This window comes from archaeon (assembly GCA_016432545.1).
Lineage (GTDB): Archaea > Thermoproteota > Nitrososphaeria > Nitrososphaerales > Gagatemarchaeaceae > UBA183.
Window position 1 is genome coordinate 27,069 of sequence record CP066694.1, and the last position, 13,510, is coordinate 40,578.

At 62.0% G+C, this 13,510-nt stretch carries 13 protein-coding genes; 4 read left to right on the plus strand and 9 right to left on the minus strand.

Going from position 1 to position 13,510, the window contains the following annotated elements; translation table 11 throughout:
- Positions 1 to 67: 67 nt before the first annotated feature.
- Entirely contained in the window at positions 68 to 1,390 is a 1,323-nt protein-coding gene (locus HY247_00170; protein ID QQG48777.1) for an FAD-dependent oxidoreductase, read from the plus strand.
- 57 nt (positions 1,391 to 1,447) lie between these two features.
- Positions 1,448 to 2,254, plus strand: coding sequence for a hypothetical protein (locus HY247_00175; GenBank protein ID QQG48778.1), 807 nt, complete (start codon positions 1,448 to 1,450; stop codon positions 2,252 to 2,254).
- Between the two features lies 1 nt (position 2,255).
- Here HY247_00175 and HY247_00180 read toward each other — a convergent pair whose 3' ends face one another.
- The 6 genes from HY247_00180 to HY247_00205 all read right to left on the minus strand — a co-directional run bounded on the left by HY247_00180 (position 2,256) and on the right by HY247_00205 (position 8,925).
- On the minus strand, positions 2,256 to 3,434 hold the full coding sequence (locus HY247_00180; protein ID QQG48779.1) for an MFS transporter: 1,179 nt from the start codon (positions 3,432 to 3,434) through the stop codon (positions 2,256 to 2,258).
- 6 nt (positions 3,435 to 3,440) lie between these two features.
- Complete coding sequence (locus HY247_00185; GenBank protein ID QQG48780.1) at positions 3,441 to 3,908, minus strand: chromate resistance protein; 468 nt, start codon at positions 3,906 to 3,908, stop codon at positions 3,441 to 3,443.
- Between the two features lie 61 nt (positions 3,909 to 3,969).
- On the minus strand, positions 3,970 to 5,421 hold the full coding sequence (locus tag HY247_00190; GenBank protein QQG48781.1) for a hypothetical protein: 1,452 nt from the start codon (positions 5,419 to 5,421) through the stop codon (positions 3,970 to 3,972).
- Positions 5,422 to 5,467: 46 nt separating this feature from the next.
- Positions 5,468 to 6,688: an acyl-CoA dehydrogenase family protein gene (locus tag HY247_00195; GenBank protein ID QQG48782.1), complete on the minus strand. Its 1,221-nt coding sequence runs from the start codon at positions 6,686 to 6,688 to the stop codon at positions 5,468 to 5,470.
- A complete protein-coding gene (locus HY247_00200; protein ID QQG48783.1) occupies positions 6,681 to 7,124 on the minus strand; it encodes a cobalamin B12-binding domain-containing protein in 444 nt (147 codons plus the stop codon). Before HY247_00200 ends, HY247_00195 begins: the two co-directional genes overlap by 8 nt.
- A 43-nt stretch (positions 7,125 to 7,167) precedes the next feature.
- A complete protein-coding gene (locus HY247_00205; protein QQG48784.1) occupies positions 7,168 to 8,925 on the minus strand; it encodes a methylmalonyl-CoA mutase family protein in 1,758 nt (585 codons plus the stop codon).
- An 82-nt stretch (positions 8,926 to 9,007) separates the two neighbouring features.
- Here HY247_00205 and meaB point away from each other — a divergent pair, with 82 nt between their 5' ends.
- Positions 9,008 to 9,919, plus strand: coding sequence for a methylmalonyl Co-A mutase-associated GTPase MeaB (gene meaB / locus HY247_00210; GenBank protein ID QQG48785.1), 912 nt, complete (start codon positions 9,008 to 9,010; stop codon positions 9,917 to 9,919).
- Positions 9,920 to 9,921: 2 nt separating this feature from the next.
- On the opposite strand, the gene HY247_00215 is transcribed toward meaB, so the two are convergent.
- Positions 9,922 to 11,034 (minus strand): hypothetical protein, encoded by a 1,113-nt coding sequence (locus tag HY247_00215; protein QQG48786.1) that lies wholly within the window; start codon positions 11,032 to 11,034, stop codon positions 9,922 to 9,924.
- Positions 11,034 to 11,918, minus strand: coding sequence for a methylisocitrate lyase (gene prpB, locus HY247_00220; GenBank protein QQG49498.1), 885 nt, complete (start codon positions 11,916 to 11,918; stop codon positions 11,034 to 11,036). Before prpB ends, HY247_00215 begins: the two co-directional genes overlap by 1 nt.
- Positions 11,919 to 12,027: 109 nt before the next feature.
- On the opposite strand from prpB, the gene HY247_00225 reads away from it, so the two are divergent.
- Positions 12,028 to 12,759: an alpha/beta hydrolase gene (locus HY247_00225; protein ID QQG48787.1), complete on the plus strand. Its 732-nt coding sequence runs from the start codon at positions 12,028 to 12,030 to the stop codon at positions 12,757 to 12,759.
- Here the strand turns inward: HY247_00225 and HY247_00230 are convergent.
- A complete protein-coding gene (locus HY247_00230) occupies positions 12,749 to 13,507 on the minus strand; it encodes an ATP/GTP-binding protein (GenBank protein ID QQG48788.1) in 759 nt (252 codons plus the stop codon). The two genes, HY247_00225 and HY247_00230, sit on opposite strands and share 11 nt — an antisense overlap.
- Between the last annotated feature and the right edge of the window lie 3 nt (positions 13,508 to 13,510).

Here is a 13,510-nt window from a genome sequence, read left to right on the forward strand (position 1 = left end):
GTTAATATCCGTTCAGTCAAATCACCAACTCGACAATCCTATCAAACCCTCTCCACGAGACGCCGTCGTGCGGTCGTCCAGATGGAAGGAGTACGACCTTCTCGTGGTCGGGGCGGGGGTGCTGGGGGTCTCCATCGCCTACTGGCTCTCAAGCGTCTATGACTGTTCGATTGCGGTCGCCGACTCTGCCGGCGGCGTGGCCGCCCATACTTCTTCGAGAAACACGGGTGTAGTGCACAGGCCCTTCTACCTCGACCCCGACCGGAAGAAGGTCTTTGCACGCTCCGCCGCCGTCTCCTACCCTCTGTGGAGGAAGTTCTCGAGGGAGTCGATGCTTCCGTGGGTGGAGACCGGAACCCTCGAGGCCGCTCCGACCGAGTCGGGCATCGCCGTCCTTCACAAGTACCTCGGCTGGGCAGAGAAGAATGGGATGGAAGAGGCCGAAACCGAGTTGCTCGACGGCAGGGAGGTGGCCTCGCTCGAGCCCGAAGTGCACTGCGCCGCAGCTCTGCACTCGAAGACCGACACTTCAGTCGACTTCGGACTGATGACCAGGAGACTCTTCGACCACTGCGACAGGGCTGGCGTGGACCTCCTCTCGACGAGTCGGGTGGAGAGAGTCTCCACAGGCCCAACTGGAAGATGTCTCGTCTCGTTCTCCCCCGCTGCAGACTCGAGCGGCGTCTCCTGCCGCTTCCTGGTCAACGCCGGAGGTGCGGGTGCTCTCACCCTTGCTCACAAGGAGGGCCTGGCACGGGACCTGTCGGCCCTGTACTTCCGCGGGGACTACTGGAGGGTCGCGGGAGGCTTCGCCAAGAAGGTCGGGAGGAACGTCTACACCCCTCCCCGGCACCCGGCGTTTCCATTCCTCGACCCTCACTTGGTCGTCCGTGCGGACGGGACTCGCCAGGTCGGCCCGAACGCGGTCCTGGTCGGCGGCCCCTACGCCTACCAGGGTTTCGGTTTCAGGCATGCACCTTCTAGCTTGGAGAGGCCTCTGGGCCCCAAGCTGAGGTTGGCCATGAACACAGAGTTCCTCTCCCTCTTGGCTGGCGAGTGGCGGAGCTCCTTGTCCAAGGATGCCATGGCCCGAAGAGTGAGGAAGTTCATCCCCCGGTTAGACACTTCTCTCCTGGAGGAGCGCGGGCTCGCAGGGGTCAGGGGGTCGGTCGTGAGCTCGAGGGGGTTCGAGCCAGAAGCAATACTCGTCTTCGGGGAAGAGTCTTGTCACGTCCTGAACTACAATTCACCTGGCGCGACCGGAGCCCCAGCGTTCTCGGCAAAGGTCGTAAAGGACCTCCAGTCCGAAGGCCGCCTCGACGGACTCAGGAAGAGGCCGAGGCTCACAGAGTCGCCCTGGTCCTTCGACGAGGTCGCCTCCTCCATCTAAGCCGCCCAACTCCCTCGCTTCCCAAGGATAAATACGCCCACACGGGAGCGTTCACAATTGTCCGCTGAAGAGACCCACACTTCACGCTGGTGGACGGTGCCCGAGGTCCTGGTACCCTTCGTGGGCCTTGTCTACTCAGGCCTCTATCTGATCTCCGTGGTCGTTCCGATCCTCATGGCCGGCGGGGCGAGCAGTCCCTTCGTCTTCATCCTTGTGCCGTTCATCATACTCTTCTTGGCTCTTGGTTTCGGCGTATGGAAGAGGAATAGGTTCGCATATGTCGGCTCCATAGTCCTGAGCGTCGTGTTCCTGTTCCTTGAAGGCTCCTTCGCGTCCGACGCGCTCGCAAGCCCCTCCGACTACGTCACCTTCTTCGGAGTAGTGACAGTGATCCTCTCCCTCGTTGCCGTGCTTGTCTACTCGATCGCGGGTGTCAGGATGTTCTGGAAGAAGCCCTCTGCCATCCCGCAGCGGAAGATGATGGCCTCCTCTGGCTCCCTAGCTCTCGTGATCGTCGGTTTCATAGTCGGGGCGCTCGTAATCGGCGCCCTCGCCGGCGCGACAGAGTCACGGCTCCTCGGCGGGGCCACGGGCGACATTGCAATTGTCTCAGGGGCATCCAACACGAACAACGCAGAGTTCTATCATCCGGGGACGTACAGTGTGGCGGCCGGGACAACCGTCAGCTGGGTCAACAGAGACGGGACCACCCATACAGTGACCAGCAACGTAACAGGTTCGTTCGACTCGGGCGTAATGCAGCCAGGGGGCACATACTCGCTGAAGTTCAACACACCTGGGACGTACTCCTACTACTGCACCATCCATCCGTGGATGAAAGCCAAAGTCGTAGTCACGCCCTAGGCTACCTGAACTTCTTCCTGTACGCAGAATAGATCGCAAGGTCGTATCCTATCTTAGTCAGGCCTCCTGCGTAGAGGAGCCCTGAGTACGCCCCCAAGGCTATCAGCCCCGTGGCAACCGGGCCACCTCCAAAGGTCCCTAGGCTCCTGACTACGTTTGTAGCTGCATAGGCCTGGACCCGGTCGTCCTTTTCGAACATCTCCGCCATGAGGGCCTGCCTCGTCGGGACGTCCATTTGGGAGAGGCTTTGCCTTAGGAAGAGGACGGCCACGGACCCGACGAGGGAGCCGGCCAGCGGCGTCAGTAATAGGAGTACGCCGGAGGGGATGTGGGTGAAGACCATCGTCCTCAAGTTGCCAATCCTCTCAGCGATGAGCGCCGCGCCATAGGTCGAGGCGGCCGAGATGAGGCTGGATACGAAGAAGATCGCGGCCAGTCCCGTCAGAGGGACTCCGTACACAACGAAGAACCAGTACGAGAGGAGGTACTGAGATACGAAGGCGCCCCCGAACGCGTCCACCGAGAAGAAGGCCGAGAGCCTGACGATCTGTCCTTTAGCTTCCTTGCTGAGCTCTCTTGCGGCAGGTTCCTCTTTGGGCCAGGCCAGGGTCGCATAGATGACGAGCAGGAGGGCACCCGCCCCGGCGAATGCCAGGAAGAGGGCCCTGAAGGCCCAAAGGCTCCCGCCGAGGAGCCCGGGCACTGACAGGGAAGACGTCCCGAACGCGGCCGCCAGATACCCCACGAAGTTGTACCTCCCGAAGGCCCTCACTATCTTTCCCTCGGGGACCAGCTCTGGCAGTATTCCCGCTTCGGCAGATTGGAACGGTCCCGCCTCGGTGCCAGTCGTACTGACGTTGCCCATGAAACAGGCCAGAAGAATCGCCCACGGAGAGGCGGTCCAGGCAAGGATCACCCCGGCGATGACCATCAAACCGCTGAACCCCTGAAGGATCTTCTTGGTCGGCGCCTTTCCCCTCAGGAAGTTCAGGACTATGTTCGAAGCCGCGTTCCCGGCCAGAATCGCCGCCAGTGCCACCCCGACGAAAAGGCCCCCAGATCCTATCGCCTGCAGATAGGCGGGGATGGAGACGCTCATCAGTCCTGAAACAAAGACCCTGGAGCCCTTTGCTGCGTACAGCAGAGAAGGGCCGTTCCTGCCTGCCCGCGCGCTCTCCAACAGGCGCTACTTTCCTGCGTGTTCGAGCTTCGCAGTTCCGGCGAGCCTCCGTGCGCAATACTCGTAGAGCGCGTCGTACGCCGGGAACTGCATCTTCATGTTCTCGAAGTCGTCCTTTGCAAGAGACCTGAACCCCATGGCCGCCGCTTCAAGCCCGGCCGACTCCGGGGGCGCGTCAGGGATCTTCGCGTCTGCCCCTCGCACTATCTTCGCGAGTTCGAGCAGCGCCGGATCTTTTAGCACAAACTTCTTGATGATCGCATCGAAGCTGACATACTCCTTTCCTGCCTCGACATAGTGCGTGAGTTCTATGTCCTTGGCGTCAAATGGAGTCGCACCCTCTCTCCTTGCGACCTCCTTGACGGTCTCAGCGGGGACAAAGAGGAACTCGGCCTGGGGGTCCACGAACTTCTTGATCAGCCAAGGGCAGGCGATCCTGTCCACTTTTGCTTTTTCCCTCGTGACCCACTTCATTCGCGCATCGGCCGGCGACTCGAATTATGTAAGGGCTCCGCACTCGCCCGTCCCCATGCCGCTAGGTCACCGTCACGAAGAGGTAGACCGTCTCAAAGATCAAGCCGTCCGTGAGGGTTACCCCGACCGTATACCTGCCTGCGGGCAGGTTGCTCGCCGCAGTAAGTTGGACCGTGAGAACCTGTTCTCCAGACCCGGCAGGAACGCTGGTCTCCGACGATACCGCAGAGAGAAGGCGCGGCACCGAGGTCTTGTTCTCGGAGTCCGTGACAATCACTCCTTGTGCAGGCCAACTCCCGCTCCCCGGACTCGCTGCGATGTCCACCTGGACGCTCGTAGCCACTCCCCTTGCCAGCTCTACTTCGTTCCCCCCTGCTACGGACAAGGAGAAAGGCCCATTAGCGCCAGCCCCGACGAACCCTACGTATCCTCCTGACATCGAAGTGAACCACACGCCCTCCTGCGTCGCCGCGATCGTCAGGTCGTTCTGGACTTGGCTTCCGGACTCGGGAGGAGGGTCAGACTCGCTGAACTCCACCGACGTCCCGGAGATGGGGTCGAGCATCCCGACCCTGTTCGCAAAATGCTCGTTGAACCAGACTTGGGAGGACTGCGCCTCGACGAAGTAGGGCAGCGTGGTCCCCGTGTAGCTCGGCTTTGCGAGAGGGAAGACGGTCCACGTCCTCGAATCGGTATCGTACCTGACTATGGAGGAAGGCCCATGCTGCGCCACCCACACGAATCGCCCGTATGAGGACACGCTGTCCGGCTCTGAGAGGTCGAGTCCTCCGACCTTTGCGACTCGGACGTCCATCTGCCCCGGGTCCACGTTGAACCTGTAGAGCCCTTGTTCCCCCCCGGGGTTCGAGGGGGTGAGGCCGACGAGATATCCCGCCGTAGAGTTGGTGAACTCCAGCTGAAGCGGCTCGAACCCTTCCGCCGCGAGCACGTCGAAGTAGGAGAGCGAGAGGTCAGGCCCGATCCTTCCCACCTTCGGCGGGTCCGAGAGAGAGGTGAACCAGAGGGACCCATCCGGGGACGCGGCGAAGGTGTAGGGGATCGGAGCTAGCTCGGTCACGTTGAGGACGGTCAACTGGCCCCCAGACGGGTCGACCCCGACTATCAGGCTGTTCTCCGAGTCGGTCCCCCAAACCTTCCCGTTCCATACTGCGACTCCCCAGATTCCCGTCCTGGGGCTGTTGTTGCTCCCGGTCTCGAAGGGTTGCGCCCCGGGCCATCCGTACTCGACCACAGTCCCGTTCGTCATCAGCCTGCCGAGCCCGGGCAGGGACTGCTCGCCGAACCAGACAGAGCCGTCGGGTCCGACCGCGACTCCGTTGGCCCACCGCGAAGGAGCCCCCAGGCAGTACTCCGTAACCGGGCCAAACGCGATCTTCTGGGCCTGATATCTCCCGGCGCTCCCGACTACAGGCGGGTTGCACGCGGTGGCCCTTCCCGTCGTCTGCAGGGCAAAGAGTCCTCCGGCCACGACCAAGGCAGCGACTACCATCAAAGTCAGCGCTCTCTTCGACGACGCCGTCCATCTCACCTCTTGAGAGTCAGGAATATGCCTCGAAGTCCCTTCCGAGAGACCCGACCGCGATCTTCTGCTCCAGGATCTCATTGGTTCCCTCGTAGATGGTGGTGACCCGTGTGTCCGCAAGATGGCGCGCGGGCCTGTTCTCGTAGGAATACCCGTTCGCCCCGAAGACCTGGACCGCCCTGTTGGCTGCGTCGAAGGACGCGTTCGCCGCGAAGTACTTCGCCTTGGTTATCGCCAAGTCGGCCACCTCCCTGAGGCCCACGTCCCTCGGGCTCTCCTCGAACTTCTGCTTCAGGTACGCAGCTCTGAGCAGAAGCCACTTCGAGGCCTCGAGGTTCGTCGACATGATCCCGATGTGCCTCTGGACGAGCTGGTGCTTCCCTATCCTCCTGCCGTGCTGCTGTCTCACCCCAGCGTACATGACCGCTTCATCCAGACAGTCCTGTATGACCCCAACGCAGCCTGCCGCAACGCTCAGCCTCCCGCTCATGAGCCCGTAGTAAGCTACAGAGAGCCCCTTCCCCCTGGGGCCCAGGAGGTTCTCCTTCGGCACCTCCACCTTGTCTAGGTATATGGTGGAAGTGTCGGCCGTGGGCAGGCCCAGCTTGTTCTCGATGGGCTTTGCCGAGTAGCCCGGGCTCTCCTTGTCGACCACGAAGGCGCACATCCCCTCCTTCTTGCCCTTGGGGTACGCGAAGACGAGCGTGCTGTCCGCGATCGAGCCGTTGGAGATCCACATCTTCTGCCCGCTCAAATAGAACTTCCCGCCCCTCTCCTCGAAGGAGGAGCTCAGCGAGGCTGGGTCGCTTCCTGCCCCCGGCTCAGTGAGCCCAAACGCGAGCAGCATCTCCCCTCTTGTCGCAGGCGCCAGAATCCTGCGCTTCTGTTCCTCGTCTCCCCAGTGCTGGACCGTCATCTGGCAGAGCGCGATGTGGACCGAGAAGAAAGTCCTGACGCCCGTCCCTTCCCTTCCGATCCTCTCTATGGCCAGAGCGTAGGTCACCATGTCGGCCCCCTGCCCGTCGCCGTACCTCCTCGATATCGGGAGCCCGAGCATGTGCGCCCTTGCGAAGACGGGCCCTACCTCGTCGTTCCTCCTCCTCTCCAGGTAGCACTTGTCCTCGATGGGCCTGATCTGCTTGCAGGCCCTGTCGACCTGCTCCAGGATCAACTTCTGCTCCTCCGAGATGTCGAACTCCATCTTGGAGAGGCTCGCGAACTCGTCCTGCTCAAGCATGAGCGCGCACCCCCCAACGCTCCTTCCTAACCCTTGTCCTCACGTGCTCCACTATCTCATCCAGAGAGCTGCCGGGGCCGAAGAGCCCGGTGATGCCCATCTTGACGAGCTTGGGCTTGTCCTCCTCGGGGATTATCCCTCCTCCTACCACGATCACGTCGCCTCCCCCGGCCTTCACGAGCAGCCGCTTGACCTTGGGGAATGCGGTCATGTGCGCCCCGTTGAGAAGCGAGAGCGCCACGACGTCCACGTCTTCATCGACTGCCATCTGCGCGACCTTCTCCGGAGAAGGAAGTAGCCCGCTGTAGATCACCTCCATACCCGCGTCACGGAGGGCCCGAGCCAGTACTAGGACGCCCCTGTCGTGCCCGTCGAGCCCGGGCTTTGCTACGAGCACCCTGATCTTGCGCTGCGCCGCCACGGCCTTGCGCGCCATCTCGTTGCTGGCGAGGCCCGGCCGGTTTGAAAACCTTTGGGGGTCAGACGATTACAGGCTCTTCCCAAGTCCCGAAGATGTCGCGTCCCACCTGGACGATCTCCCCTAGCGTGGCATATCTCATGACCGCCTCGAGCATGGGGTAGATCGAGTTTGCATCCTCGTTTTCAAAAGCCTTCCCGATTTTCGCGAGCGCCTGCCTTACCCTGACCTCGTCCCTCTCCTTCTTCACGCCGCGAATCCGCCTGACCTGTCTCTTCTGGGCCCTGAAGTCGATCTTCAGAGTCTTGATTGGCTCTCGCTCCTCGACCTCGTACCTGTTGACTCCCACTACGTTGTCCTTTCCGTCCTCTACCCTCCTCGAGAGCCTGTACGAGTTCTCCGCGATCTCCCTCTGTAGGTAGCCCGACTTGATCGCCTTGAGGAGCCCGCCCGCCGAGTCAATCCTGTCGAAGTACTTGTAGGCCTCCTCCTCCATCTGTTCCGTGAGCCACTCGACGTAGTAGGACCCGCCCAGCGGGTCGATCACGTTGGGGGCCCCGGTCTCCTCGGCGATTACCTGCTGGGTCCTCAGGGCCACCTGGACTGCCTCCTCGGTTGGAAGCGCCCACGCCTCGTCATAGGAATTCGTGTGGAGCGACTGCGTCCCCCCGAGCACCGCAGCCAGCGCCTCGATGGTTGTCCTGATCACGTTGTTGAGGGGCTGCTGCCAGGTGAGGGAGGCGCCTGAGGTCTGGGTGTGGAACCTCATCAGGAGGCTTCTCTTGTCCTTCACGCCGTACTTCTCCCGAAGTACAGTGGCCCAGATCCTCCTGGCGGCCCTGAACTTCGCTATCTCCTCGAAGAAGTCCATAGTCGAGTTGAAGAAGAAGCTCAGTCGCGGGGCGAACTGCTCGACCTTCAGGCCAGCCTCGAGCCCCAGCTCGACGTACCCGAACCCGTCCGCGAGCGTGAAGGCCAACTCCTGGACCGCGCTGGACCCGGCCTCCCTGATGTGGTACCCGCTTACGCTGATGTAGTTCCACTGAGGCATCTTCTTTGTGCAGAAGACCATGAGGTCCCGCACCAACCTCAGGTGCGCCTCGGGCGGGTAGACCCACTCCTTCTGCGCGATGTACTCCTTCAGCATGTCAGCCTGCACGGTCCCCCTTAGCTTTTCCATCGGGACCCCCTGCCTCTGAGCCACGCCGGCGTACATGCATGTCAGGATCGTCGCAGGCGCGTTGATCGTCATTGACGTGCTCACCTTGTCTAGTGGTATCCCGTCGAAGATGACCTCCATGTCCTTCAACGAAGAAACGTTGACCCCGCACCTCCCCACCTCGCCGTGGGCCCTCTCATGGTCGCAGTCGTATCCGTAGAGAGTGGGCATGTCGAACGCGATGCTAAGGCCCGTCTCTCCATGTTCGAGGAGGAGCTTGAGCCGATTGTTGGTGTCCTCCGGCGTCCCGAACCCCGAGAACATCCTCATGGTCCACTGCCTCCCCCTGTACATGTTGGGGTAGACCCCCCTCAGGTACGGATAGACTCCGGGGAAACCCTGGTCCGCATAGTCGTGGTCCGTGACGTCTCCGGGGGTGTAGAGCGCTTTCACCGGTATGCCGGAGGCGGTCTGATACTCTTTCTCAGACTCTGGATGTTCCCTGACCCATCGGCCGTGGACAGATTCCTGCCACTGCTTGATCCCCTTCCTGACCTCCTTCATGGCGGGCCTGTCGTACAGGGAGCCGGCCTTCGCCCTCCTCTCGACGATAGACTTGGCCTTGCGCCTCCAGTAAGCTTCGCGGCCGTTCCTGAGCATGCCGATGCGCTTGAGGACGGCCCTGTCATAAAGGATTCATCGAACCGATAAAAATGGCGGACATGGAAGGTGCACTTCGCACTTGGCATCGGCTTCGCTCGCATCTCGGGTAAAGAAGGGGGACCGCAGGGCCCTAGCAAAGGCGATCACCCTGGTCGAGAACGGGGGGCGCGGCTCTTCCGAGCTGTTGGACTCGATCGGAAGGACGGGCAAGGCGTTCGTAGTCGGGATAACCGGGCCGCCCGGTACCGGCAAGAGCGCCCTCGTCGACCGCCTGGTCACCGCCTACAGGCGCAAGGGGCTCAGGGTCGGCGTCGTCGCAGTAGACCCCACGAGCCCGATCACAGGTGGAGCCCTGCTCGGAGACCGGGTCCGCATGACGAGACACGCGGGCGACAGAGGGGTCTTCATCAGGAGCATGGCCTCGCGAGGCTGGCCTGGGGGCCTTTCCACGGGGACCTCCCTTGTCATACAGCTCCTCGACGCGTCCGGCTTCGACGTCGTGCTCGTCGAGACCGTCGGCATAGGCCAGTCAGACATCGAGGTGGTCGGGGTCTCGCATGCGGTCCTTGTCGTCCTCATGCCGGGCCTGGGCGACGACGTGCAGGCCTCCAAGGCAGGCCTGATGGAAGTGGGCGACGTCTACGTTGTAAACAAGTCCGACCTCGAGGGGGCGGATGCCATGGTGGTGAACCTCCTCGGGCTCGTCCGCGGTCTTAGGACTCGCAGCCCGGCAGTGGTCAAGGTCAGTGCCCTGAAGGGTGAAGGTCTGGACAAGCTTGAGGCTGCACTCGAGCGACTGAGGGAGCGGGTCGCATCCGGGGACCGCGACATGCTACTGAGGAGCATCAGAGGGATGATCGTCGAGACTGCCAGGGGACGGCTCGTGGACGCCTATGGGCGCTTCGACGAATCGAAGGTCCAGGCCCTCTCGAGGAAGGTCCTCTCCGGGGAGCTGACGGTGTCGAAGGCTGCCGCCAGGCTTCTACCCTAGGGCTACCTCTCAGCGAGGGGCACATACTTCAGGTCGGAGCGTCCCACGTAGGTCGCATCGGGCCTGATCAGCTTGTTCTCCGTGACCTGCTCCGAGTAGTGCGCCATCCATCCAAAAGCCCTGCTCGCCGCGAAGATCGGGGTGTAGAGGGGGATCTCGATCCCCAACAGGTAGAAGATCGGTGCCGCATAGTAGTCCAAGTTGGGGGGGATCTGCTTCCTCGCCCACATCTCCCTCTCGACCTCGTCGCAGAGCCTGTACAGAGTGTCGTCCCCTCCCCTCCTCTTGAGAATCTCCAGAAGGTAGTCCTTGCACAGTCGCGCCCTGGGGTCGAACTTCTTGTAGACCCTGTGCCCGAAGCCGATGACCTTCCTTCCTTCCCTGAAGGACTTCTCTATGAACGCCGCAGCCCTCTCTGGCGAACCGATTTCAAGCAGCGTCTGCATCGCCACCTCGTTCGCGCCGCCATGGAGAGGACCCTTCAGCGCTGCGAGGCCCGCGGAGGCAGCTGCATACGGGTCGGCGAGGGTCGAAGCAACCACCCTTACCGTGAACGAGGAGGCGTTCAGGTCGTGCTCCATGTAGAAGATCAGCACCCTCTCGAAGGTCCACCTCTCATACTCGGTCGCCTCCTTTTTCGTCAGCATCTGCAGCAGGTTGTCCGAGTATCTCAGTCCTTCCGTGGGCCCTCGCACATCCTCGCCTCGCGGGACCCTGTAGCAGTTGGCGGCGAGGACCGCCATCTTTGATTCTATGGAAGCCTGCTGAGCTTCGACCCCCGAGGCCCTGTCCAGACTGCCGAGTGCGGAGACCGAGGTCCTGAGGGCGTCGATCGGGTGGGCCTCGGGTCCAAGCTCTCTCATTATCTTGAAGACCTTTTCAGGGACCTTCATCCCCGAGGTCAGCCCTGTCGTGAAGGCGCTCAGCTCGTCCTTCTTTGGAAGCCTTCCCTTCAGGATAAGGTACGCCGTCTCTTCAAAACCGGCGTTGCCTGCGATCTCACTGATGGGATACCCGCGGTAGACGAGGGCCCCGTCCGCATCCGACTTTGCAATCGCAGTCTCAGTAACTGAGACTCCAGCCAGCCCTCTCGGCACCTTGAGCTGCCCGGGCACTAACTCCCACCGTGAACTTTCTTGGCTGCGTCCATCGTCTTCTTGTCCGCCTCTTGATACCGGTAGTAATCGATCAGCTCGTAGAACTCCTCCCGCGTCATGAGCCACCCCAACATCGGCTTCTGAGTCCCGCCCGCCTTCAGGCCCTCGAAGACCTTCTCCACAGCCTTCATCGCGGCTCTGAACGCGGTGACCGGGAAGAGCACCATGTTGTAGCCGAGTCCCTGGAACTGCGCAGCTGTCATGTAGGGGGTCTTTCCGAACTCTGTCATGTTCGCGACCAGGGGCGCATTTACCTTCCTCCTGAACTCTGAGAATTCGGCCTCGCTTTCGAGGGCCTCGGGGAAGATCGCGTCTGCGCCCGCCTTCTCGTAGAGAAGCGCCCTCTCCACAGCGCCGTCGATTCCTTCCACGGCCCTGGCGTCCGTCCTCGCCACGACGAGGAGCTCCTTCCCGGCCTCCTCCTTGGCGGCGATCACCTTCTTGACCATCTCGTCCGCCTGAACGAGCTCCTTGCCGTCGAGGTGGCCGCATCTCTTGGGAAGCACCTGGTCCTCGATTTGCATCCCGGCGGCTCCTGCAGCCTTGAGTTCGAAGGCCGTCCTGCCCACGTTTAGGGCCTCGCCGAAGCCCGTGTCCGCGTCGACCAAGAGAGGGATCTTGACCTTGGAAGTGATTTCACGCGTAGCTCTGGCGACCTCCGAGAGCGTCGTGATCCCCAGGTCAGGGAGCCCAAGGAGTCCGGAAAAGCCCGCCCCTGAGAAGTAGGCTGCTTCGAATCCTGCCTTCTCCGCCAGCCTCGCCACCGACGGGCTGAAGACCCCTGGGGCGACGACGATCTTTTCTCCTTCGAGTAGCCTCTTCAGGTTCTCGGCGGGCGACATGGTTCCCAATTCGAATTGCCGGGCCTTCGCTTCTGTTTTATCTGTATTCCCGTCCTCCGCCTCTCGACCTCACGCCACGATTAAATCGGGACCTGACGACGAAGGGGCGTTGCTGGACCACTTCGTCCACCAGGCTCCTGCGAACTGCGTGTTGATTCACGGCGCAGGAGGGACCAACCTCATCTGGCGCGGGGCGGTGCGCGAGCTCGCGGGGACCGGTCGAGCGTTCGCAGTCAACCTCCCCGGGCACCCGTCTGGTGACATCACCTGCAAGACCGTGCACGAATACGCGGCCTCGGTTGGCGGGTTCATCGCCGAGATCGGAGTGGAGAGACCCGTCGTGTGCGGCCACTCGATGGGTAGTGCCATCGCCCTCCAGTTGGCGATCGACCACCCGGAGAGTGTGGGCGGCCTGATTCTCGTCGGCGCTGGCGCGAAATTGGGGGTCGACCCGAAGATAGTCGAGGGCCTCAGGACTGCCCCGATGAAGACAATCGAAGAGACGATTACCCCAATGAGCTACTTCAAGATCGACGTGGGCCTCGGAAGGGAAGCTCGGGCCGCCCTTTCCTTCTCGAACCTGCCCGTCTTCCTCAACGACTACCTCGCGTGCGACGGGTTCGATGTCAGGAGACAACTTCCTTCGATTGGCGCCCGAACGCTCGTCGTCTGCGGCGAGGACGACAGGATGACCCCGCCGAAGTGGTCGGAGTTCCTCGCGAAGAATATGCAGGCCGCCTCTTTGGAGCTCGTCCAGGGCGCCGGTCACATGCTACCGCTGGAGAAGCCTGCCGTGACCGGGAAGATCCTCCAGGACTTTCTTCTGAAGCTCAGTCGGTGAGTTCTTCCCCGCCCCGCCCGATCCTGGCCAGTTCCCCGACCAGAGCGATGAGCCCCTCCTGGGTCACCGAGGACACCGGGTATAGGTCCGCTCCGAAGGAGAGCCTCTTCATCCCTCTGAAGAGCTCGGAGTAGAGGCTGTACTGCTCGCTGTCCTTGGTCGCCGCAAGCGCGTCCTCGAAGACCTTCGCGTCCCGGCTCCACTCGATTATCCTCTTGACGCTTTCCTTCGCGATGTCTCTCTTCGTAAGCACCGTCAGCCTCGGGACCTTGAGCCTCAGCCCGACGGACGCGGAGAGCAGCGCGAGAGAGAGGAAGTTGGTGGGCGTGGTCGCTAGGAGCGGGTCGATGAGGAAGAGAAGGGCCTTCGACTCGGCCGCCATCTCCTTCACAATGAATTCCCCGCTCTCCCTGAACGCGAAGAGCTCTGTCTGACCGGGCGTGTCGACGACCACGTACTCGGGCTTGAAAGCGTCAATCTCTTCCTGGATGGCCGCAAGCTTGGTCGCGACCAGGTCGGCAGAGAGTATCAGGGCCCCGTTGGGTCCCAGCTCGTAATCCTCCATGACCTGCCTAAGGTCTATGGTGTCCCTGATGTCGATATCAGGCTCGTAAGGGAGGTTCAGGACTCCGGGGTCGAGGTTGAGCGCAATGGCGTCCTCCCCCCGGCCCACATACCAACTCTTCAGGGCGCCCGTCAGGAGCGACTTCCCGGACCCCGCCGTTCCCGCGATGAAGATCAGGTCCACGAG

Coding starts and splice junctions, on each gene's coding strand:
- HY247_00205 (QQG48784.1), bottom strand. CDS start 8,925: ATGCTCAGGAACGGCCGCGAAGCTTACTGGAGGCGCAAGGCCAAGTCT.
- HY247_00200 (QQG48783.1), bottom strand. CDS start 7,124: ATGGCGCGCAAGGCCGTGGCGGCGCAGCGCAAGATCAGGGTGCTCGTA.
- HY247_00185 (QQG48780.1), bottom strand. CDS start 3,908: ATGAAGTGGGTCACGAGGGAAAAAGCAAAAGTGGACAGGATCGCCTGC.
- HY247_00195 (QQG48782.1), bottom strand. CDS start 6,688: ATGCTTGAGCAGGACGAGTTCGCGAGCCTCTCCAAGATGGAGTTCGAC.
- prpB (QQG49498.1), bottom strand. CDS start 11,918: ATGTCGCCCGCCGAGAACCTGAAGAGGCTACTCGAAGGAGAAAAGATC.